This window comes from Streptomyces sp. NPDC057697, assembly GCF_042799335.1.
In the GTDB taxonomy this organism is placed as follows: domain Bacteria; phylum Actinomycetota; class Actinomycetes; order Streptomycetales; family Streptomycetaceae; genus Streptomyces.
The window spans coordinates 1,008,177-1,028,029 of sequence record NZ_JBHVJA010000002.1 but is presented as its reverse complement, the minus strand read 5'-3'; the positions used below and the strand labels follow the sequence as shown (position 1 = coordinate 1,028,029).

Below are 19,853 nucleotides of genomic sequence, written 5' to 3'. Positions count from 1 at the left end.
CGGTCCTGTGCGGCTCCCGAAGAGGCTCCGGGGTGTGTGCCGGGAGGTCCCGTCCGCCCGACGGCACACGCCCTATCCGTTGCCGCCGGTGAAGTAGTTGTGCAGCCCGGGGACCGTGAGCGTGCCGCCGAACTGGCCGGCCTGCGTGACCTTGACCTTGGTGAAGAAGGCGAAGGGCACGTTCAGCGGAGGCGGAGTCTGCGGGCTGAACGTGACCGGGATGAGGCCGAAGAGATTCCCCTTCAGCTCTTCCGTGTACATGGTCACCTTGCCGTCGCGGATGGTGGACTTGGAGCCCTTCCGCGCCTCGACATGGGCCGTCGTACCGGCCGGGCCGACCGTCTTCTGGTGCAGGTTGTCGATGTCGATGGAGCTCGCGGTGAACTTCAGCGCCTTCTTGACGGTGCCGTTGTACGTCTTCACCTCGACGATGCCCTCGTAGTCGAGCCCGTTGAGCGTGAGCATCGAGCTCTCCAGGATCCACGGGTCGGTCGGGAGCAGCGGGACGCCGGTCTCCAGATCGGCCGCGGCCAGTGCCTCGGGGTCGGGGCTCGGACACGGGAAGCGCTCCTTGGCGCCGTCCGGGATGTCCTCGTCCTTCTTGGCGTCGAGCCCCTTGGCGCTGTCGTCGAGCTCCTCGACGGTCCGGCCCGCCCGGCCCGCGGCCTCGCGGATCGCGGAGGCGGTCTTGTCGGCCGTCTCCTTCGCGGCGCCGCCGGACTTCCCGTCGGGCTTCTCGGCGGGCTTCCCGTCGGGCTTCTTCTCGCTGTCGGTCCGCGACGGCTTCGGGGACGCGGTGCTCGCGTCCGGGGACGGGCTCGCCGTCTCCTTGTCCGGTCCGTCGAAGAGGTCCTTGAGCGCGTCGCCGAGGCCCAGCGGGTCGAGCGGGTTCCTCGTCTTCGTGGGTGCGGGCGAGGCGCTCTTCTCCGCGGCGGGGGCGTCGGCCGCCTCCGCCTTCGTCTTCGGCTTCGGCTTCGTCTTCGGCTCGGCCTCGTCGCCCGCCGACGGGGTCGTCGAGGGCTTCGGGGCCGTCGTACCGCCCTGGTCGCCGGAGCCGGTGGAGGTGGCGGACGGTGTCGGGGACGACGACTTCGACGCGGACGGCGAGGGTTCCTCGCTCGGTTCGTCGGAGCGCGTCACACAGGGGCCGGGCGCGAAGGGGATGTCCGAACCGTCGTCGGCCAGCGCGAGCTTGGGGGTGAGCCCCATGCCCACGAGGACGGCCGTCGGCATCGCGGCGAGCGCGAACGCCTTGCCCGCCGGAATGTGCAGCTTCGTCAGCAACGACTTCCTGGGGGCCGCGTGGCGCGGTCCGTTCCTCGTCCCGGGGTCCTCCCGGGCCGGATCCAGTTGCCTCTCGTCACCCCGCACGATGCCTCCCGCCGTCGACCTCGACTGTCGTGTCGTACTGCTCCGGCTGCTGTGGCACCGCCGCCGCGCCGTGGAGCCCGGGTCCGGGCTCCTGCGTCCCGGCAACGGTCCCCTCGGACTGCTCCCCCGCCGCGCCCACGGGCACGGGGTCGGGCTTCGGCTCGCCGGGGGCCCAGGAGATGGAGAGCGCGCCGCCGAGCAGGGCGAAGAGGAAGCCGACCAGGAAGCCGCCGATGTTGGCGACCGGTATGGAGATCAGCGCCAGCAGAATCGCGGCGACTCCGGCGAACACTCTGACGATGTGGTGGAACCACATCGTCAGGCCCAGCGTGATCAGCAGGATCCCGATGATCAGCGACCCCGCGCCGGCGGTCGTGGACATCGCCAGCGTGACGTTGCCGAGGTGCATGTTGGCGTACGGGAAATACGCGATGGGTAGACCACCCACCATGGTGAACAGGCCCGCCCAGAACGGCCGGTTACCCCGCCAGGTGCGGAATCCCCGCCAGAAGACGCGGAGGTAGTGCTCGTTCTGCCCTGTGGACTCGGGGCTCATGGAAAACAGCTCCCTGGAACCGGTACTGCTGTGAGAAGGGACAAGGTGGGCGGCCGGAGGTCCCGAGGGCGCTCCGACCGCCCTGACGAGTGCTAGTAGCACTCCTTGGTGCCCGACTTCAGCCGCAGGCTCAGGTTGCTGAGCTTGAAGGTTCCGGCGGTGGTGGCCCACGCCGTCTGCTTCACGCCGGTCAGCCTGGCTTCCTCGGCGCGCTGCGAGAAGCCGTCCGGGTTCGCCTGGGTGCGGGGCTGGATGCCGATCGAATCAGGGTTGTTCGGGTCCTTGAGGGAACCCGCGGCAACACCGATGTCGATGTTCTTGAACTGGGCATCCGCGTCGAGCTCGGAGACGTCCAGGTACAGATTGGTCGCCTTGACCGGCTTCTTCGGGTCGGTACCCGCGTTCAGCACCAGCGTGACGGTGCCGAGGCCGAACGGAAGGTTCGGCGTGACCACCGACTGGCACATGTTGGTGATCGTGGCGTCGCTGAAGCCGGACACGGCTACCGCGTGCGCCCCGTTCTTGCCCTCGGGGTTCGTACCGGTGGCCACACTGCCGTACTGCACGAAGTTGTGGCCGACGAGCTTGTCCGCACGCACCTTGAAGCTCTGGCCGGACACGCTGAACGACGCCGCGAGGGCGCCCTGCGCGAGACCGACACCCACCGCCGCGGTCGCGACGACACTCGGCACCATGACCAGAGCGAAACGCTTCCATCTGGTGCCGCCACGAACCTGGGAACTCATATTTTTCCTCCTTCTCGGACGTACATCTCCGGTCCGGGCCTGGGCCCGTCCTGGGATGGGAGAAGTGCTACGTCCTCGGCAAGGAGAGCGCCCGCGACGGAGGCATGAACCGCGTCCGAATCACCGGCGATCACCCCCGAGCGACAACCACTGGCCACGCATGCGCGCGGCCTGTTCGGACAGGCCCTGCCGGACGACAGGAACCCCCCTGTCCGGAGCCGGCGCCACTGCCACCGGCCCACTCGGTGGGGACCCAACAGGGCCGCCGCGCCGACTGGCCGCCGGGCTGACGTTATTGGACCGAGCGTGGCCGATCGTGGTGCATTCCCGCCCGTGGCACAAGGGGGTTCGTTACTCACTAGTAACGGCCCGATAACCGATGCGCGACCGGCTGGTACCGCCCGGCCACACACGGTGGCACCGAGTCGAAGGACGAAAGGGTGGATCAGTGCGTCAATCCGGACAGATTCCGGTGCGCGATTTACTGCGAGTAACAGGCCCCCGCTTTATCAAGATTTGGTAAAGCGGGGGCTTCTCTTATCGTTCTGTCGCCAAAACGACCGCGGTCCCGGGAAGGCCACCGCGGCCGTTTGTCAGATCAGAACAAGACCCGCGCCAGCGCCGTACGCGCGGCCCCCACCCGGGGGTCGTCGGGACCGATCACTTCGAACAGCTCCAGCAGCCGCACCCGCGCGGCGTCCCGGTCGTCCCCGAAGGTGCGCCGCACCGTCTCGACGAGCCGCCCGAAGGCGTCCTCCACATGACCGCCGACCAGATCCAGATCGGCGGCGGCGAGTTGCGCCGCGACGTCCGCCGGGTTCGCCGCGGCCTCCGCGCGGACCCGCTGCGCGTCCAGGTCCTTGACCCGGGAGAGCAGTTCGGCCTGGGCGAGGCCGAGCTTGGCCTCCGTGTTGCCGGGGTCGTCGGACAGGACGTTCTTGTACGCCTGGACGGCACCGGCGAAGTCGTCGGCGTCCAGGGCCTGTACGGCCGACGCGAGCAGGGCGTCGTACGGCCCCGCGGGCGTCTCGGCCGGAGCGGCGCTCTCGGCGGCGTCCTGGTCGACCACGATGCCGGTGAGCCCGAAGCGCTCCTCGCCGACCTGGATCAGCTGGTCCAGCGTCTGGCGGATCTGGGCCTCGGGGGCGGCGCCCTGGAAGAGCGGGAGGGCCTGTCCGGCGACGACGGCGAAGACCGCCGGAATGCCCTGGATCCCGAACTGCTGCATCAGCATCTGGTTGGCGTCGACATCGACCTTGGCCAGCACGAAGCGGCCGTTGTACTCATGGGCCAGGCGCTCCAGGAGCGGACCCAGCTGCTTGCACGGCTCGCACCACTCGGCCCAGAAGTCGATGACGACCGGGACCTCGGCGGAACGTTGCAGGACATCGTTCTCGAAGCCCGCCTCATCGACATCGATCACCAGGGCGGACGGCGACACGGCGCCGGCACCACCCTGCCGGGCGGCCTCGGCACGGGCCTGCTCCGCCTTCACCTTGGCCTCGCCGGCCGCCTTCACCGCGGCGAGGTCGACGACGCCGCTCATGGACATGTTCCTAGGCTGCATGCGTACATCCTCCCCCCTTGGCGCACCGATCCGGAAAGCGATGGGAGAACCGCGCCCGTCCGCTGCCCCCGCCGGTGTGCGGGGTGCACGGACAGACACGGCCCGAGGGCCCCTGAATGACCCGTTTCGGCGCCGGGTCCCCACCCGGTGCCTGTGGCTGTCAATCGGTTGCGGCGTCACGACGGCAGGGCCGTCGTCCTTACGCTACGACCCGTAGCGTAACTGGCGGGCACCCCTCGCGCACAGGTGCGACCGGTGATCTGTCTCACGGTGATCGGGGCCGGTCCGTTCTACTTACTGACCGGTATGGTCACGGCATGCTGAGCCGCAGCCACCCCCGGCCCCCTCGAACGGGACGCCCGCGCAGCGCCGCCGCCGACGAGGCGATCCTGGAGGCGACCCGGGCATCGCTGGTCGATCTGGGCTGGTCGAAGCTGACGATGGGCGACGTGGCGACGCGGGCCGGGGTCGCCAAGACGACCCTGTACCGGCGCTGGGCGGGCAAGAACGAACTGGTCGTGGACGCCGTCGCGGTCCTCTTCGACGAACTGGAGCTGCCCGATCTGGGCAGCCTGTCGGCCGATGTGCAGGCGGTGGTGCTTCAGTTCGCCGCGCTGCTGGAGCGGCCGGAGACCCGGACGGCGCTGATGGCGGTGGTCGCGGAGTCGACGCGCGACGAGGCGCTGCGGACCCGGATCCGCGACTCGATCGTGGACCGGCAGAAGCGGCTGGTCCTCCAGGGCCGCCAACGGGCCCAGGAGCGCGGGGAGTTGCCCGTCGAGCAGGACGAGGACATGGCGTCCACCACCGCCGACCTGATCTTCGACGTGATCGCCGGCGCGGTCGTGCACCGGGTGCTGGTGAGCGCCGAGCCCGTCGACGTGGACTGGGCCCGGCGCTTCACCGTGCTGCTGCTCGCGGGGCTGGGGGCGGCCTCCGCACAGGGCGTCGCTCAGAAGCCGGGCGGCTCCGTGTAGGTGCCCCATTCGTCACGCAGGACCCCGCAGATCTCCCCGAGCGTCGCCTCGGCCCGGACCGCGTCGAGCATCGGCGCGATCATGTTGGAGCCGTCACGGGCGGCGGCCAGCATCGCGTCCAGCGCCGACTTCACCCGGGCGTCGTCCCGGGCGTCCTTGCGGCCGCCGAGCGCCCGCACCTGCTCGCGCTCGACCTCGTGGCTCACCCGCAGGATCTCCAGGTCGCCGGTGACCGAGCCGTGGTGGACGTTGACGCCGACGACCCGCTTGTCGCCCTTCTCCAGCGACTGCTGGTAGCGGAAGGCGGACTCGGCGATCTCGCCGGTGAACCAGCCGTCCTCGATGCCGCGCAGGATGCCGGAGGTCATCGGCCCGATGGGGTGCTGCCCGTCCGGGTGGGCCCGGGTGCCGCGCTCCTTGATCTGCTCGAAGATCTTCTCGGCGTCGGCCTCGATCCGGTCGGTGAGCTGCTCGACGTACCAGGAACCGCCCAGCGGGTCGGCCACATTGGCGACGCCGGTCTCCTCCATCAGCACCTGCTGGGTGCGCAGCGCGATCTCGGCGGCCTGCTCGGAGGGGAGCGCGAGGGTCTCGTCGAGGGCGTTGGTGTGCAGCGAGTTGGTGCCGCCGAGCACCGCGGAGAGCGCCTCCACGGCCGTCCGCACGACGTTGTTGTACGGCTGCTGGGCGGTGAGCGAGACCCCGGCGGTCTGGGTGTGGAAGCGGAGCCACTGCGCCTTGTCGGTCTTCGCGCCGTAGGTCTCCTTCATCCAGCGGGCCCAGATCCGGCGGGCCGCGCGGAACTTGGCGATCTCCTCGAAGAAGTCGAGGTGCGCGTCGAAGAAGAAGGAGAGGCCGGGAGCGAAGGTGTCGACGTCCAGGCCGCGGGAGAGGCCGAGCTCCACGTAGCCGAAGCCGTCGGCGAGGGTGTACGCCAGCTCCTGCGCGGCCGTCGCCCCGGCCTCGCGGATGTGGTAGCCGGAGACGGAGAGCGGCTTGTAGGCGGGGATGTCGCGGGCGCAGTGCTCCATCAGGTCGCCGATGAGGCGCAGATGGGGTTCGGGCTGGAAGAGCCACTCCTTCTGCGCGATGTACTCCTTGAAGATGTCGGTCTGGAGCGTGCCGTTGAGCACGCCCGGGTCGATGCCCTGGCGCTCGGCGGCGACCAGGTACATGCAGAAGACCGGGACGGCGGGACCGCTGATCGTCATGGACGTGGTGACGTCACCGAGCGGGATGTCCTTGAAGAGGACCTCCATGTCGGCGGCGGAGTCGATGGCCACGCCGCAGTGACCGACCTCGCCGAGCGAACGGGGGTCGTCGGAGTCGCGGCCCATCAGCGTCGGCATGTCGAAGGCGACGCTGAGCCCGCCGCCGCCCGCGGCGAGGATCATCTTGTAGCGCTCGTTGGTCTGCTCGGCGTTGCCGAAGCCGGCGAACTGGCGGATGGTCCAGGTCCGGCCGCGGTAGCCGGTGGGGTGGAGCCCCCGGGTGAAGGGGTACTCGCCGGGCCAGCCGATCCGCTCGAATCCCTCGTACGTGTCACCCGGGCGGGGGCCGTACGCGGGCTCCACCGGGTCACCGGAGAGTGTGGTGAAGTCCGCGTCACGCTTGCGGGCCTTGTCGTAACGGGCCTGCCAGCGGAGGCGGCCTTCCTCGATCGCGTCAGCGTCCATACCTTCGAATTTACTAGGACGTCCTAGTAAATGTCGATGGGAAACCGCCCGGCGCTTCGGCGCGGGGCGGTTTCGGGGGGTGCGGACCGGGGTCCGGCCGGTTCAGGCCCCGGCGGTGGCGGGGGAACCGTCGGCGATCAGCGGCTCGACCTCGCGGACGACCTTGCGCTCGACGAAGAACGCGGCCGTCGGGATGGTGCCGGAGACCAGCACCCACAGCAGCTTGCCCATCGGCCACTTCGCCTTGGAGCCGAGGTCGAAGGCGAAGATCAGATAGATGATGTAGAGCACACCGTGGACCTGGGAGACGACGAGCGTCAGGTCCTCGCCCTTGTCGAAGCCGTACTTGAAGACCATGCAGGTGCAGAGCACCAGCAACATGACGGCGGTGACGTAGGCCATCACCCGGTACCGGGTCAGCACACTGCGTTTCATGGCATCGAGCGTAACCGGACAGCCGGGGCGATCTTGCAGCGGGCCGGGCTCTCGAAACGCCGTTCTACGCCCCGCTCCCCCTCCGTCACGCCTCGTCGAAATCCTGCGCGGCGATCCGCAGCGGGCGCAGCATGGCGAAGATCTCCGCGCACTCCTCCGCGTCGTACGCGCCGAGCCCGAACTCCATGGCCATCAGGTCCTCGGTCGCCGCGTCGACGACCTCGCGGCCCTTGTCGGTGATGGAGGCGAGGGTGCCGCGGCCGTCGTTGGGGTTGGGGCGCTTGGCGACCAGGCCGGAGCGCACCAGCCGGTCCACGGTGTTGGTGACGGAGGTGGGGTGCACCATCAGCCGCTCACCGATCTTGGACATCGGCAGCTCACCGGCCTTGGAGAAGGTGAGCAGCACCAGTGCCTCGTAGCGCGCGAAGGTCAGTCCGTACGGTTTGACGACCGCGTCGACCTCGCCCAGCAGGATCTGCTGGGCGCGCATGATCGAGGTGATCGCCCCCATCGAGGGCACGGGGCCCCAGCGCTGCTGCCAGAGTTCGTCGGCGCGGGCGATGGGGTCGAAGGGGAGACTGAGCGGCTTCGGCACGGCACCGACCTTACCCACTGGTCATATGCTGGTCAGCCCTGTCTCGAACTTCGGTCCGAATACCTGGGGCGGGCGCGGTCCTCCTGACCTCCAGGACGAGCGGGAGCAGACAGAGCGTCCCGACCGCACCGGCACCGGCCACCACCTGATGGACGGGAAAGAACTCGGCGGCGACCCCCGCCAGGGCCATGCCGATGCCCTGGACCGTCATCAGCCCCGCGGTGAGCAGGGTCATCGCCCGGCCCCGCAGCTCCTCCGGGACGGCGTCGACGAACCACTGGTCGAGGCCGATGATGTACGCCGCCCCCACCCCGGCCAGCGCGAGCGCCACCAGGGCCGGGACCAGGCCGGGACGGAACCCGTACAGCAGGAGCGGCAGCAGCCCGGCGGCGGCGACGGGCAGCACGATCCGGGAGCGGACGCGCGGCGTCAGGACGGCGCCCGCGTACAGCTCGGCGGCGATGTGCCCGACCGGCATCGCGCACATCAGCAGCCCCAGCGCGGCGCTGCCCACACCGATCTCGTCCGCGTACGGGGCGGCGAGCGCCTCCGGGGCGACGACGAACAGCGCGGGCACCCAGAAGAGCAGCATCAGCGCGCGGATCCTGCGGTCGGCGAAGACGACACGGGCCCCGGCCAGCGATTCCCTGAGCAGCGCCCCGCCGCCACCGCCGCCGGTCCTGGCGGGCCGGGGGCGGGTGCCGAAGCGGAGCAGCGCCGCCGAGCAGAGGAACGTCCCGACGGTGATCGTGATCGCCCCGCGCGCGGACAACGCGGCGAGCAGCACCCCGCCCACCCCGAAGCCGGCCAGCAGCGCGCTCTGCGAGACGATCCGCAGCAGCGAGCGGCCCAGTACGTAGAGGTCGCCCTCGCCCAGGATGTCGGTGAGCGCGGCCATCCTCGTTCCGGTGAAGACCGGTGACACGGAGGCGACGAGGCAGCGCAGCGCGAGGAGCGCGCCGACCGGGGTGCCCGGCAGCACCATGACGGCCACGCAGCCCGCGCAGATCAGATCGCAGGTGACCAGCACCCGGCGGGCCGGGTACCGGTCGGCGACCCCGGCGAAGAGCGTGCCGCCGACGAGGTACGGCAGGAAGCCGAGCGCGAAGGTGAGGGCGCTGAGCAGGGGCGAACCGGTGAGGTCGTAGACGAGCACGGTGAGCGCGAGCTCGCTGACCACGACGCCGAGCAGCGAGAGCAGATGCGCGGCGAAGACCGCCCGGAACTCCCGTACGGCGAAGACGGCGCGGTAGCCGCGGGCGGTGGACTCCGCGGCCGCCGCACCGGCCCCGTCCCGGAGCGCGGGCGCCGGTTCCGGGTCCAGGGGCTCGGCGTGCTCCGGGGCGGGAGCCGGGCGCGGCGGCTCGGGGCGGGCGCTCGCGGCGCGGGGCGCGGGGGCCGTGGGGCCCTGCGGGGTGTCCGCGGCGTCACGGGGGCCGCCCGCCGGGGTGGGGCTGTTGCTCGGCATGGCCGCAGCCTGGAGGAGCGGGGCGCCGCTCCGTAGACTTTCGGCCTCAGCCGAATCTTCGCGGGGCCGCCCATGTCGTTCCACCTGCATTTCGACGAGAGCGACCTGCTCCGCTGCCGGTTCGCGCTCTCCCCGCTCTGGGAGACCCAGGCCGCGGTGCGCACCCTTCTGCGCCCCGGGCGGCACAGCTACCACCAGCCGTGGCTGCGGCGCGTCCGGGAGGCCGCCGAGGGCCTCGATCTGAGGCCGCTGTGGTCGCTGATGCCGGAGGGCGGACACAACCCGGACTTCCTCTGTCCGCCGCCGCTGGGGCCCTACGCCTCGTTCGAGGAGGAGATCGCCGGGGTGCGCGCCATCGACTCCCGGCTGGTGCGCGAGGACCTGGCCCTGGCCCTCGCCGGCCAGCCGGGGGCGCTGGACTCCCCCGCCGGCCGGGCCCTGCTGGCCGACCCCGAGCGGACGCTCCACGAGTCGGCCGCACTGCTGGAGCGGGCCTGGCACACGCTGGTGGAGCCGGACTGGCCGAGGCTGCGCGCCTTGCTGGAGGCGGACATCGCGTACCACTCGCGCAGGCTCGCCGAAGTCGGCTTCGCGCGGCTGCTCGGCGAGCTGAGCCACCAGCTGAGCTGGACGGACTCGACCCTCACGCTGGCCGGGATGCGGGGCCGGCACTCCCGGGTGCTCGGCGGGCAGGGCCTTGTCCTGATGCCGAGCGTGTTCGCCTGGCCGGACGTGATCAGCGGGTACGAACCGCCCTGGCTGCCCGCGGTGATCTACCCCGCGCGGGGGATCGGCGGCCTGTGGGCGGAGCCCGCCGACCGCACCCCGCAGGCGCTCGCCCGGCTGCTGGGGCGCAACCGGGCCGACGTCCTGTGCGCCCTGGACGAACCGGCCGGCCCGAGCGCCCTCGCGCACCGGCTGGGCCTCGCGGCGTCTTCCGTGTCGGACCATCTGTCGGTGCTGCGCGCGGCGGGGCTGCTGACCTCGCGCCGCTACGGCCACCAGGTGCTGTACGAGCGGACGCCGCTCGGGACCGCGCTGGCCGTGCCGGAGCACTGAGCCGCGCCGGAGGTCACAGGCCGAGCGAGGTCCTCGGGCGCCGACGCGGCCCGGCCCGCCCGCGAGGCCCCTTGAACGACGGGGACGCCCGCCCCGCGGCCCCGTTCCGGCATGCGCGAAGCCCCCGCTCCTCCGGCGGAGGGGCGGGGGCTTCGGCAGCGGGGTGGGCGTCAGTCCGCCAGGTAGCGCTCCACCGTCTCGACCTTGGAGGTCAGACCGTCGGTGACCCCCGGGCGGATATCGGCCTTCAGTACGAGGGAGACCCGGCCGGCCCGCGCCTCGACGGCCGCCACCGCGCGCTTGACGACGTCCATGACCTCGTCCCACTCGCCCTCGATGGAGGTGAACATGGCGTCGGTGCGGTTGGGCAGGCCGGACTCGCGGACGACCCGGACGGCGTCGGCGACGTACTCGCCGACGTCCTCGCCGACACCCAGCGGGCTGACCGAGAACGCGACGATCATGCGCTGACCACTCCCTCGCGGCGGGCACGGGCGGCGATGACGCCGTCGGCCTCGTAGCGCTTGAGCAGCTTGTCGCCGTACAGCCCGCCGAACGGCAGCAGGGCCAGCAGGAAGAAGAGCGCGACGCGCTTCAGCGGCCACTTGGTCTTCGCCCACACGTCGAGCAGCAGGACGGCGTAGATCACGAACAGCACGCCGTGCAGGATGCCCAGCGGCATCATCAGGAAGTCGATGTCGGAGACCCGGCTGAGGACCGAGCCGAAGATGATCAGCGCCGGGAAGGAGAGCGCCTCGGGAATCGAGATGAGGCGCAGCCGGTGCAGGGCGGTGGCGGTCTTGATGTCCACGAGGGCACCTTCGGTGGGAGGACGGTGACGGCTTGTGAATACGGGCACAAGCTCGCCCCATTGTGGCATCGCCGCGGGCGGCGCCCGGCGCCGGGGGTGGCGGAGGCGGCCCCCGGCCACACGGCATACGTCCCGGTTGCGTACGGATCCCGTACCGGATGCGTATCAGGGGCGGTTCAGGGGCCGGATCCGTCCCCGGGTCCTGTCCCCGCCGGGGGGCCTGCGGCTAACGTCGCCCCGTGGCAATGTTCCGACTCCAAGGCAGCAGAACGCTCGCCGTCGACCTGGCCGGCGACGCCGTGAAGGCGAAGAACGGCTCGATGGTCGCGTACGACGGCCGGATGACGTTCAAGAAGATGACGGGCGGCGGTGACGGGCTGCGCGGCATCGTGACCCGGCGGCTGACCGGCGAGCAGATGTCCGTGATGGAGGTGACCGGCCAGGGCACCTGTTACTTCGCGGACCGGGCGAGCGAGATCAGCCTCGTCTCGCTGCACGGCGACAAGCTCCACGTCGAGGCGAGCAATCTGCTCTGCACCGACGCCGGGCTGCGCACCGGCACCACCTTCACCGGTCTGCGCGGCGGGGCGAGCGGCAACGGCCTGTTCACCACCACCGTCGAGGGCACCGGCCAGGTGGCGATCATGTCGGACGGCTCGGCGGTGGCGCTGCGGGTCTCGGCCCAGTACCCGCTGTTCGTCGACCCCGGCGCCTACATCGCCCACCAGGGCAGCCTCCAGCAGCACCTCCAGTCCGGGGTCAACTTCCGGACACTGATCGGCGAGGGTTCCGGGGAGTCCTTCCAGATCCGGTTCGAGGGCGAGGGCGTCGTCTACGTCCAGCCGAGCGAGCGGAACACCATCGGGGGCGACGTCTGATGCCGTTCCGCGAGATCAACTCGAAGATGGTCGAGGCGACGGTGGTCCCCGGCCAGAAGATGTTCAGCCAGCGGGGCGCGATGCTCGCCTACCGCGGCGAGGTGTCGTTCACGCCGAACATCCAGGGCGGCCAGGGCGGCGTGATGTCGATGATCGGGCGGCGGGTGGCCAACGAGGCGACCCCGCTGATGACGGTCGAGGGCAGCGGAACGGTGATGTTCGGCCACGGCGGCCACCACATCCAGGTGATCGACCTGGCCGGTGACACCCTGTACGTGGAGGCCGACCGGCTGCTCGCCTTCGACGGGTCGCTCCAGCAGGGCACGATGTTCATGGGCTCGCAGGGCGGGGTGATGGGCATGGTGCGCGGCCAGGTGACCGGGCAGGGCCTGTTCACCACCACGCTCAAGGGCCACGGCGCGGTCGCGGTGATGGCCCACGGCGGGGTGATCGAGCTGCCGATCGCTCCCGGCCGCCCCGTGCACGTGGACCCGCAGGCGTACGTCGCGCACCACGGCGACGTACGGAACAAGCTCTCGACCGCGCTCGGCTGGCGCGACATGGTGGGGCGCGGCTCCGGCGAGGCGTTCCAGCTGGAGCTGAGCGGCAGTGGCGCGGTGTACGTCCAGGCCTCGGAGGAGAAGCTGTGAGCACGCCGGTCTTCGACCCGATGACGTTGCCGTCGGACGACAACGTCAACTCGTACACCTTCTGCGTGGAGCTCAAGGGGAGCCAGTGGTTCCTGCAGAAGGGCAAGATGATCGCCTATTACGGGCGGATCGACTTCAACGGCATCGGGCACGGCCGCTTCGAGCGGCTGATCCGTACGAGCTTCCATTCGCCGCTGCACGCGAGCGACTGGGTGGTGGCCGAGGGCAGCGGCAAGATGCTGCTCGCGGACCGGGCCTTCGACGTGAACTCGTACGACCTGGACGAGGGGAACCTGACGATCCGCTCGGGCAACCTCCTCGCCTACCAGCCCTCGCTGGCACTCAAGCAGTCGATCGTGCCGGGTTTCCTGACGCTGATCGGCACGGGGAAGTTCGTGGCCGCCTCCAACGGCCCGGTGGTCTTCATGGAGCCGCCGCTCCGGGTCGACCCGCAGGCCCTGGTGGGCTGGGCGGACTGCCCCTCGCCGTGCCACCACTACGACCACGGCTACATGACGGGCGTACTGGGCGGGCTGCGGTCGCTGACCGGCATCGGGGGCACCTCCGGCGAGGAGCACCAGTTCGAGTTCGTGGGGGCGGGCACGGTGCTGCTCCAGTCGACCGAGATCCTGATGGCCGAACAGCCGACGGGCGCGGTGCCGGGGCAGGCCGGGGTGCCGGGCGGCGCGGGTCAACCTGGCGCCTCACCCCGCAGGCCCGGCCAGCTCGGGGACCTCCAGCGCCGCTTCGGGTTGTGAACGGTAGTCTGCGGAGTGTGACGTCGACCGTCCGCACCCCGCCCCCGGATCCGCCTCCGGACGGGTGCCGGCCGTCGGACTCCCCACTTCGTCCAGCTTTCAACTTCTTAGGTAGAATCCATATATGGAGACCGAGACGGCCACCCGCTGGCTGAACGACGCGGAGCAGTGCGCCTGGCGCACCCACCTGGACGTCAGCAGGCTGCTGATGCACCAGCTGGAGAAGGATCTCCAGCCGTTCGGCCTGACCAACAACGACTACGAGATCCTGGTCAACCTCTCGGAATCGGACGACCAGCGCATGCGGATGAGCGACCTCGCCGCCGCCACGCTCCAGTCCAAGAGCAGGCTCTCGCACCAGATCACCCGGATGGAGAGCGCCGGCCTGGTCCGCAGGGAGAACTGCGAGTCCGACCGGCGCGGTCTGTACGCCGTCCTCACCGACGAGGGCGCGGCGACGATGCGCAAGGTGGCGCCGCACCACGTGGCGTCGGTCCGCAAGCACTTCATGGACCTGCTGACCCCGGAGGCGCTGGCGAACCTCCAGGCGGCGCTGAACCCGGTCGCCGATCACCTCCGCGGACGACGCGGCAAGGTCTGACCCAGGGCCGGGCGGCGCACGGCGGGTCGACGCACGACCGGGCCGGCCGGGCGGGCACGAACGGGCGGCCGGGCGGGCACGAACGGGCGGCCGGTCAGTGGACCCCTGGCGGCCGGAGTACGAACCGGCGGATGGTCAGTGAACCTCCGGCAGCCGGAGCACGAACCGGCAGGCCGGTCAGTCGACCCCCCTCGCGGCCGGAGCACGAACCGGCGGCCGGTCAGTCGGCCCCCGGCAGCCGGAGCACGAACCGGGCGCCGCCCTCCGGCGCACCGTCGACCGTGAGCCGGCCGCCGTGCCGGACGGCGACGTCCCGGGCGATGGCCAGGCCCAGCCCCGCACCGCCGTCGTCCCGGGCGCGGGCGTCGTCGAGCCGTACGAAGCGCTCGAAGATCCGCTCGCGCTCGTCCGGCGGCACTCCGGCCCCGTCGTCGGTGACGGCGACCACCACGCCGCCCCGCTCCGCCGCGGACACCGAGACGGTCACCGCGCTGCGCGCATGGCGCTCCGCGTTGTCCAGCAGATTGCCGATCACCCGCGCCAACTGCCCGCGTGATCCGGCCACTTCGAACGCCCCGGACTCCGGCACGGAGACCGTCACCGGAATCCGGTCGCCACCGCGCTGCGAGACCTCCTCGCGGACCAGCGCGCCGAGGTCCAGCACCGTGCGCCCCGGCCGCTCCCCCGCGTCCAGCCGGGCCAGCAGCAGGAGATCGGCGGCCAGCGCCTGGAGCCGTACGGTGTCGGCGACGGCTCCCGGCACGTCCAGCAGCTCCGGATGGGCCGCCCCGACCTCCAGCTGGGTGCGCAACGAGGCGATCGGGCTGCGCAGTTCGTGCGAGGCGTCGGCCACGAAGCGCCGCTGCCGCTCGACGGAGGCTTCCAGCGCGGTGAGCGTCTCATTGGTCGTACGGGCCAGCCGGGCGACCTCGTCGCGCGAGCCGGGCTCCGGCACCCGTCGGCTCAGGTCCTCGGACGCGGTGATCGCGGCCATCTCGCGCCGGATGCCCTCGACCGGCCGCAGCGCCCGCCGGGTCACCAGCCAGGTCACCCCGGCGACGACGAGCAGCAGCACCGGCAGCCCGGTCAGCATCGCGCCCCGCACGGTGCCCACGGCCTCCTGCTCGGCGGCGAGCGGGGCGCCCGCGTGGACGGTCAGGGTCACCCCGGCGGAGGTCGTCGCCCGGACGGACGCGAAGCGGTAGTCGGCCGTGTCGCCGTCGACGGTGGCGGTTCCGTTGGCGAAGTGCGGTTCGTCGGAGTCGACTTCACCGCGGCCAGGGGCGCCCCGGCCCCCGTCGTCATCGTCATCGCCGTCATCGTCATCGTCATCGCCGTCGCCGTCGGAGCCGCCCGCGGACGGTGACGGGACCGGCGTGACCCGGTCCGTACCGGTCCCGGAGATCGCCCGGAGGTCCTTGGAGACGGCGACCACCCGCCCGTCCTCGTCGGTCACCTGGACCGGGTGGTCCTCCTCGTCACGGGTCTCCAGCCGGTCGTACGGCACGTCCAGGGCCAGCTGCCCGGCCACCTCCCGGGCCACCACCTCGGCCTGGAGCCCCGCCTGGTCGGTGAGGTTGGCGCGCAGGACGAGGAGCACGGCGAACCCGGCGCCCGCCAGCGCGAGGGCGACCACCACGGTGGCGCCGAGCGCGGCCCTGGCGCGGACCGACCTCACAGCGCCTCCAGCCGGTACCCGGCGCCGCGCACCGTACGGATGGCTGCCGCGCCGAGCTTGCGGCGCAGCGCGCTCACGTACACCTCGACGATGTTCGGGTCGCCGTCGTAGGCGAAGTCCCAGACGTGTTCCAGGACGTCCGCCTTGCTCACCACCTGCCCGGCCCGCAGCGCGAGCTGCTCCAGCACCGCGAACTCCTTGGCGGTGAGCGTGATCTCCGCCTCGCCGAGATGGACGCGGCGGGCCGCGGTGTCCATCCGCAGGGCGCCCACGGTGACCACCGGGGAGCCGGAGCCGCCCCCTCGGCGCCGCAGCAGCGCCCTGATCCTGGCCACCAGCACGACGTACGAGAACGGCTTGGTCAGATAGTCGTCGGCCCCGGTGTCGAGGCCCTCCGCCTCGTCGTACTCGCCGTCCTTCGCCGTGAGCATCAGGATGGGCGTCTCGTGCCCGGCGGCGCGCAGTGCGGCGCAGACCCGGTAACCGTTCATCCCCGGCAGCATGATGTCGAGGACGAGGAGGTCGTAGACCCCCTCGGCGGCCCGGTGCAGCCCTTCGAGACCGTCGTGCACCACGTCCACGGCGAAGCCCTCGGCGGTGAGCCCCGCGGCCAGGGCCGTCGCGAGCCGCTTCTCGTCCTCCACGATCAACAGGCGCATACGCACAGGGTCGCAAACCGAACCTGAAGACGGCTTCAGGTGGCTTCAGGCTGCGTTCAGCATCTCCCGGGCACTGTGGTCCTCGTCGAAAGCGACCACCCGAACGGGGAGGAACCCTCATGAAGCGCAAGATCGTCATCGCCGCCGTCGCCGCTGCCGTGCTCGTCGGCGGCGGAGCCGCCACGGCGGTCGCCTTCGCGGACGACGACGGCCGCGACCACGCCGGCCGGAGCAGCGTGGCGGGCGGCGAGACCGCCCGGGTCGACGTGAAGGAGGCGGTCGCCGCCGCCGTCCGGGCCGTCCCCGGCACGGTCACCGAGGCCGAGCTGGACGACGAGGACGGCCGCCTCGTCTGGGAGCTCGACGTCTACGGCTCCGACCGGACCCGGCACGACGTGACGGTGGACCCGGGCAACGGCAAGGTGCTCGGCCGGCATGTCTCCGACGACGATGACGACGACCGCCGCGCCCCCCGCACGGCCCGGGTGTCGCCGGACGCGGCGGTGGACGCCGCGCTGAAGGCGTACCCCGGGACCGTGACGTCGATCGAGCTGGACGACCACGACGGCCGGAGCGGCCGGACGGCGCACTGGGAGGTCGACGTCCGGGGCAGGAACGGCGAGCGGCACGAGCTGCATGTCGACGCGCGGTCGGGCAAGGTGACGGCGGACCGGGCGGACGACGACCACGGGGACGACGACCGCGACGGCGACGACGACTGAGGCCGCAGCCCCTGCGGGTCGCCGGGGCGCGCGTCCGCCGAGCGCCCTTCCGTCCAGGGAGCCCGGGAGGAGCACGTCCCCCCTTCCCTTCACGAGAGGGGGGACGCTTCCCGGGGCCTCGCCCATGAACCGTTCCGGCCGGGAGCCCTCCGTGACGGGAGCCTCGCGACAGCGCCGACCGGCGTGGCGGCTACGTACGGTGCCCGTGGTCGGCCGGGACCTCCCCGGCGTCGAGCACATCCTTTGGACGGTGGCCCTTCCCGAGCAGAACGGCCAGGAGGACGGCGCCGAGCACGAGGACGGCGGCAGCGACGGTGAGCGCGAACGAGAAGCCTTCCGTCGCGGCGTGCAGCGGGTCGGCCCGTGCGGTCGGCGCGTCGCCGCGGCGGGTGGCCAGCGCGACCAGCACCGCCACCCCCACGGCGCCTCCGACCTGTTGACCGGAGCTCAGCACGGCCGAGCCGAGCCCGGCGTCCTCCTCGGTGGTGCCCGTGAGCGCCGCGACGGTCAGGGCGGGCAGGCACAGTCCGCACCCGAGGCTGGTGACGAGCATGCCGGGCAGTACTCCGGAGGCGTAGCCGTCACTCGGCGACACCCCGGACAGCAGCAACAGCCCGCCCGTGGTGATCAGGAACGACATGACGAGGGCCGGTCGCACGCCGAGCCTCGTCACCGCCCGGGAGGAGAGCCACATGCCCGTCAGGATGCCCGCGCCGTAGGGCAGATAGGCGAGGCCGGCCGTGAGCGGGCGGTAGTCCAGCACGGTCTGCAGATGCACCATCAGCAGAAAGGCCATCGCGTACATGGCGGCGGAGAACAGCAGGGTCGCCCCGTTGGCGACGGCGCGGAACCGGACGGCCAGGAACGACAACGGCACCAGCGGCGCGGTGGTCCGTGCCTCGACCGCGACGAAGGCGACGGCCAGGAGCACGGCGACGGCCACGGGCCCGGAAGCGGTCATGTCCCCCCAGCCCGACTCACCGGCCCGGAGCAGTCCGTAGACCAGTGCCACCAGAGCACCGGTGCCCAGCACCGCACCGGGTACGTCGAGGCGTGCCGCGCGCCCGGCCCGGCTCTCGGGGACCAGGCGCGGGAGCAGCACCACGGCAGCCAGAGCCACTGGCAGGTTGATCAGGAAGATCCAGCGCCAGGACGCGAGGCCGGTCAGCGCGCCGGAGACGACCAGACCCGCCGTGCCGCCCAGGGCCGCGATCCCGCCCCATATGGCGAACGCCCTGGCACGTTCCCCGGGCGCCGGGAAGAGAAGCGTGATCAGTGCCAGCGAGGCCGGGCCGGCCATGGCCGCGCCCGCGCCCTGGACGAACCGCCCGGTCACGAGCTGCCAGGGCTCCTGCGCGAGCCCGCAGACCAGACTCGCCGCGCCGAACAGCGCCACACCGGTCAGGAAGACACGGCGTCGGCCCAGCAGGTCCGCCATGCGGCCGAACAGCAGCAACAGCCCGCCGAAGGCGAGGAAGTAGGCGTTGACGACCCAGGCCAGGCCCGCGCTGCCGAAGCCCAGATCGTCACGCATGCTGGGGAGCGCGACGCTCACCACGTTGTCGTCCAGGACGAGCATGAACTGTACGAAGCACAGCACCACCAGGGCCGGTCCACGGCGACGACCGACGGCCTCGGTACCGGCCGTGGTCGATAACGAGGTCATGCCGGGTGTCCTGTGCTCATGAGCGGTCCGTGCACACTGCGGCTGCGCCTGTGGCGCGAGAGATCGATCGGCATGGGACGACGCTATGCAGCCGCACCGATGGCCGCGATGCGCTACCGGGCCACGTCGTAGCGCGTTGGGGACATACGCTGGGGGACATGACCGATGCCGTCTTCGGGGCCGTCCCGACCGGCGTGGGCGCCATCGTCGTCGGGACCTTTCCGCTGGTGTCCGGACAGTGGTTCGTCCCGCACAGCCACCCGCAGCACCAGTTGGCCTGGGCGAGAAGCGGGGTGCTCGGCGTCGCCGTCGACGACGCCTATTGGGTCCTGCCCCGTACCCGGGCGTTGTGGCTGCCCGCCGGGACCGTCCACCGGACCGGTGCGACCCGCGACGCGGTACTGTGCAGCCTCTACTTCGAACCGGACAGATGCGATCAGGACTGGACGGAACCCACACCGGTCGGCGTCGACGGGCTGCTGGCGCAACTGATCTCCTACCTCGGCCGCGAGAACCTCCCGGATGACGCGCGGCTGCGGGCCGAGGCGGTCGTCCTGGATCTGCTGCGCCCCTTGCCGGCCGCGCCCATCGACGTACCGGGTCCCGCCGACGACCGCGTACGCGCCGTGGCCGACGCGCTGCTCGCCGACCCCGCGGACGCCCGGAGCATCGAGGCGCACGCACGGGCCGTCGGGGTGAGCCGGCGCACTCTCACCCGGCTGTTCGTCCACGACACCGGGATGAACTTCGACCGCTGGCGCACCCATGTCCGGCTGCGCGCCGCGCTTCCCCTCCTCGCCGAGGGCCAGCCCGTTTCCCGGGTCGCGCACACCGTGGGGTACGCGACGTCGAGCGCCTTCCTCGCGGCGTTCCGGCGAACCGTCGGCACTTCCCCGGGCCGCTACCTCAGGGGCGACGACTCGCTCGAGGCGTCCGCCGCGAGTACCGCCGACGAGTGACCCCCGCGAGGGTCCGGCCCG

21 protein-coding genes are annotated in these 19,853 nt (G+C 71.7%); 8 read left to right on the top strand and 13 right to left on the bottom strand.

Annotation, left to right across the window (positions count from 1 at the left end):
• Positions 1 to 72 precede the first annotated feature (72 nt).
• From ACFVFH_RS09545 to ACFVFH_RS09530, 4 genes are all read right to left on the bottom strand, one after another.
• A complete protein-coding gene (locus tag ACFVFH_RS09545) occupies positions 73 to 1,371 on the bottom strand; it encodes a hypothetical protein (protein WP_383765433.1) in 1,299 nt (432 codons plus the stop codon).
• Entirely contained in the window at positions 1,361 to 1,927 is a 567-nt protein-coding gene (locus ACFVFH_RS09540; RefSeq protein ID WP_383765431.1) for a DUF6114 domain-containing protein, read from the bottom strand. The genes ACFVFH_RS09545 and ACFVFH_RS09540 overlap by 11 nt, the downstream gene beginning before the upstream one ends.
• A gap of 92 nt (positions 1,928 to 2,019) precedes the next feature.
• Positions 2,020 to 2,673 (bottom strand): DUF6230 family protein, encoded by a 654-nt coding sequence (locus tag ACFVFH_RS09535; protein WP_383765429.1) that lies wholly within the window; start codon positions 2,671 to 2,673, stop codon positions 2,020 to 2,022.
• Positions 2,674 to 3,271: 598 nt separating this feature from the next.
• Positions 3,272 to 4,240, bottom strand: a complete 969-nt coding sequence (locus ACFVFH_RS09530) for a tetratricopeptide repeat protein (RefSeq protein ID WP_383765427.1) — start codon at positions 4,238 to 4,240, stop codon at positions 3,272 to 3,274.
• 317 nt (positions 4,241 to 4,557) lie between these two features.
• On the opposite strand from ACFVFH_RS09530, the gene ACFVFH_RS09525 reads away from it, so the two are divergent.
• Positions 4,558 to 5,217 carry a TetR/AcrR family transcriptional regulator gene (locus ACFVFH_RS09525; protein ID WP_383765425.1) on the top strand — a complete coding sequence of 220 codons (660 nt, stop codon included), beginning with the start codon at positions 4,558 to 4,560 and terminating at the stop codon, positions 5,215 to 5,217.
• On the opposite strand, the gene ACFVFH_RS09520 is transcribed toward ACFVFH_RS09525, so the two are convergent.
• The 4 genes from ACFVFH_RS09520 to ACFVFH_RS09505 form a co-directional block, all read right to left on the bottom strand.
• Entirely contained in the window at positions 5,193 to 6,893 is a 1,701-nt protein-coding gene (locus tag ACFVFH_RS09520) for a methylmalonyl-CoA mutase (RefSeq protein ID WP_383765423.1), read from the bottom strand. The two genes, ACFVFH_RS09525 and ACFVFH_RS09520, sit on opposite strands and share 25 nt — an antisense overlap.
• A gap of 102 nt (positions 6,894 to 6,995) precedes the next feature.
• Positions 6,996 to 7,328: a DUF3817 domain-containing protein gene (locus ACFVFH_RS09515; protein ID WP_383765421.1), complete on the bottom strand. Its 333-nt coding sequence runs from the start codon at positions 7,326 to 7,328 to the stop codon at positions 6,996 to 6,998.
• An 85-nt stretch (positions 7,329 to 7,413) separates the two neighbouring features.
• Positions 7,414 to 7,923 (bottom strand): MarR family winged helix-turn-helix transcriptional regulator, encoded by a 510-nt coding sequence (locus ACFVFH_RS09510; protein WP_383765419.1) that lies wholly within the window; start codon positions 7,921 to 7,923, stop codon positions 7,414 to 7,416.
• 10 nt (positions 7,924 to 7,933) lie between these two features.
• Complete coding sequence (locus ACFVFH_RS09505; protein ID WP_383765417.1) at positions 7,934 to 9,391, bottom strand: MFS transporter; 1,458 nt, start codon at positions 9,389 to 9,391, stop codon at positions 7,934 to 7,936.
• Positions 9,392 to 9,463: 72 nt separating this feature from the next.
• Here ACFVFH_RS09505 and ACFVFH_RS09500 point away from each other — a divergent pair, with 72 nt between their 5' ends.
• Complete coding sequence (locus ACFVFH_RS09500; protein ID WP_383765414.1) at positions 9,464 to 10,450, top strand: DUF5937 family protein; 987 nt, start codon at positions 9,464 to 9,466, stop codon at positions 10,448 to 10,450.
• Positions 10,451 to 10,620: 170 nt separating this feature from the next.
• Here the strand turns inward: ACFVFH_RS09500 and ACFVFH_RS09495 are convergent, their stop codons facing one another.
• Together ACFVFH_RS09495 and ACFVFH_RS09490 are read right to left on the bottom strand one after the other, a co-directional pair.
• On the bottom strand, positions 10,621 to 10,914 hold the full coding sequence (locus ACFVFH_RS09495; RefSeq protein ID WP_030971479.1) for an MTH1187 family thiamine-binding protein: 294 nt from the start codon (positions 10,912 to 10,914) through the stop codon (positions 10,621 to 10,623).
• The gene (locus ACFVFH_RS09490; protein WP_093544066.1) at positions 10,911 to 11,261 is read right to left on the bottom strand and encodes a DUF3817 domain-containing protein; all 351 of its coding nucleotides are present in this window, start codon (positions 11,259 to 11,261) and stop codon (positions 10,911 to 10,913) included. Before ACFVFH_RS09490 ends, ACFVFH_RS09495 begins: the two co-directional genes overlap by 4 nt.
• Before the next feature lie 245 nt (positions 11,262 to 11,506).
• Between ACFVFH_RS09490 and ACFVFH_RS09485 the strand changes: the two genes are divergently transcribed.
• From ACFVFH_RS09485 to ACFVFH_RS09470, 4 genes are all read left to right on the top strand, one after another.
• Positions 11,507 to 12,139, top strand: coding sequence for an AIM24 family protein (locus tag ACFVFH_RS09485; RefSeq protein ID WP_383765606.1), 633 nt, complete (start codon positions 11,507 to 11,509; stop codon positions 12,137 to 12,139).
• On the top strand, positions 12,139 to 12,789 hold the full coding sequence (locus ACFVFH_RS09480) for an AIM24 family protein (RefSeq protein WP_383765412.1): 651 nt from the start codon (positions 12,139 to 12,141) through the stop codon (positions 12,787 to 12,789). The genes ACFVFH_RS09485 and ACFVFH_RS09480 overlap by 1 nt, the downstream gene beginning before the upstream one ends.
• Positions 12,786 to 13,547 (top strand): AIM24 family protein, encoded by a 762-nt coding sequence (locus ACFVFH_RS09475; protein WP_383765410.1) that lies wholly within the window; start codon positions 12,786 to 12,788, stop codon positions 13,545 to 13,547. The genes ACFVFH_RS09480 and ACFVFH_RS09475 overlap by 4 nt, the downstream gene beginning before the upstream one ends.
• A gap of 124 nt (positions 13,548 to 13,671) precedes the next feature.
• Positions 13,672 to 14,148, top strand: coding sequence for a MarR family winged helix-turn-helix transcriptional regulator (locus ACFVFH_RS09470; RefSeq protein ID WP_383765408.1), 477 nt, complete (start codon positions 13,672 to 13,674; stop codon positions 14,146 to 14,148).
• Positions 14,149 to 14,368: 220 nt separating this feature from the next.
• On the opposite strand, the gene ACFVFH_RS09465 is transcribed toward ACFVFH_RS09470, so the two are convergent.
• Entirely contained in the window at positions 14,369 to 15,826 is a 1,458-nt protein-coding gene (locus ACFVFH_RS09465; RefSeq protein WP_383765406.1) for an ATP-binding protein, read from the bottom strand.
• Complete coding sequence (locus tag ACFVFH_RS09460; protein ID WP_383765404.1) at positions 15,823 to 16,485, bottom strand: response regulator transcription factor; 663 nt, start codon at positions 16,483 to 16,485, stop codon at positions 15,823 to 15,825. The genes ACFVFH_RS09465 and ACFVFH_RS09460 overlap by 4 nt, the downstream gene beginning before the upstream one ends.
• Positions 16,486 to 16,604: 119 nt before the next feature.
• Between ACFVFH_RS09460 and ACFVFH_RS09455 the strand changes: the two genes are divergently transcribed.
• Positions 16,605 to 17,207, top strand: a complete 603-nt coding sequence (locus ACFVFH_RS09455) for a PepSY domain-containing protein (protein ID WP_383765402.1) — start codon at positions 16,605 to 16,607, stop codon at positions 17,205 to 17,207.
• A gap of 190 nt (positions 17,208 to 17,397) precedes the next feature.
• On the opposite strand, the gene ACFVFH_RS09450 is transcribed toward ACFVFH_RS09455, so the two are convergent.
• Positions 17,398 to 18,873, bottom strand: coding sequence for an MFS transporter (locus ACFVFH_RS09450; RefSeq protein ID WP_383765400.1), 1,476 nt, complete (start codon positions 18,871 to 18,873; stop codon positions 17,398 to 17,400).
• A 158-nt stretch (positions 18,874 to 19,031) separates the two neighbouring features.
• Between ACFVFH_RS09450 and ACFVFH_RS09445 the strand changes: the two genes are divergently transcribed.
• Positions 19,032 to 19,832, top strand: a complete 801-nt coding sequence (locus ACFVFH_RS09445; RefSeq protein ID WP_383765398.1) for a helix-turn-helix domain-containing protein — start codon at positions 19,032 to 19,034, stop codon at positions 19,830 to 19,832.
• Positions 19,833 to 19,853 lie beyond the last annotated feature (21 nt).

Bases quoted from the DNA above. Each gene is read 5' to 3' on its own strand.
- ACFVFH_RS09450 (WP_383765400.1), bottom strand. From the start codon at position 18,873: ATGACCTCGTTATCGACCACGGCCGGTACCGAGGCCGTCGGTCGTCGC.
- ACFVFH_RS09480 (WP_383765412.1), top strand. From the start codon at position 12,139: ATGCCGTTCCGCGAGATCAACTCGAAGATGGTCGAGGCGACGGTGGTC.
- ACFVFH_RS09455 (WP_383765402.1), top strand. From the start codon at position 16,605: ATGAAGCGCAAGATCGTCATCGCCGCCGTCGCCGCTGCCGTGCTCGTC.
- ACFVFH_RS09445 (WP_383765398.1), top strand. From the start codon at position 19,032: ATGACCGATGCCGTCTTCGGGGCCGTCCCGACCGGCGTGGGCGCCATC.
- ACFVFH_RS09485 (WP_383765606.1), top strand. From the start codon at position 11,507: ATGTTCCGACTCCAAGGCAGCAGAACGCTCGCCGTCGACCTGGCCGGC.
- ACFVFH_RS09505 (WP_383765417.1), bottom strand. From the start codon at position 9,391: ATGCCGAGCAACAGCCCCACCCCGGCGGGCGGCCCCCGTGACGCCGCG.
- ACFVFH_RS09540 (WP_383765431.1), bottom strand. From the start codon at position 1,927: ATGAGCCCCGAGTCCACAGGGCAGAACGAGCACTACCTCCGCGTCTTC.
- ACFVFH_RS09530 (WP_383765427.1), bottom strand. From the start codon at position 4,240: ATGCAGCCTAGGAACATGTCCATGAGCGGCGTCGTCGACCTCGCCGCG.
- ACFVFH_RS09520 (WP_383765423.1), bottom strand. From the start codon at position 6,893: ATGGACGCTGACGCGATCGAGGAAGGCCGCCTCCGCTGGCAGGCCCGT.
- ACFVFH_RS09525 (WP_383765425.1), top strand. From the start codon at position 4,558: ATGCTGAGCCGCAGCCACCCCCGGCCCCCTCGAACGGGACGCCCGCGC.
- ACFVFH_RS09495 (WP_030971479.1), bottom strand. From the start codon at position 10,914: ATGATCGTCGCGTTCTCGGTCAGCCCGCTGGGTGTCGGCGAGGACGTC.
- ACFVFH_RS09470 (WP_383765408.1), top strand. From the start codon at position 13,672: ATGGAGACCGAGACGGCCACCCGCTGGCTGAACGACGCGGAGCAGTGC.
- ACFVFH_RS09460 (WP_383765404.1), bottom strand. From the start codon at position 16,485: ATGCGCCTGTTGATCGTGGAGGACGAGAAGCGGCTCGCGACGGCCCTG.
- ACFVFH_RS09515 (WP_383765421.1), bottom strand. From the start codon at position 7,328: ATGAAACGCAGTGTGCTGACCCGGTACCGGGTGATGGCCTACGTCACC.
- ACFVFH_RS09500 (WP_383765414.1), top strand. From the start codon at position 9,464: ATGTCGTTCCACCTGCATTTCGACGAGAGCGACCTGCTCCGCTGCCGG.
- ACFVFH_RS09535 (WP_383765429.1), bottom strand. From the start codon at position 2,673: ATGAGTTCCCAGGTTCGTGGCGGCACCAGATGGAAGCGTTTCGCTCTG.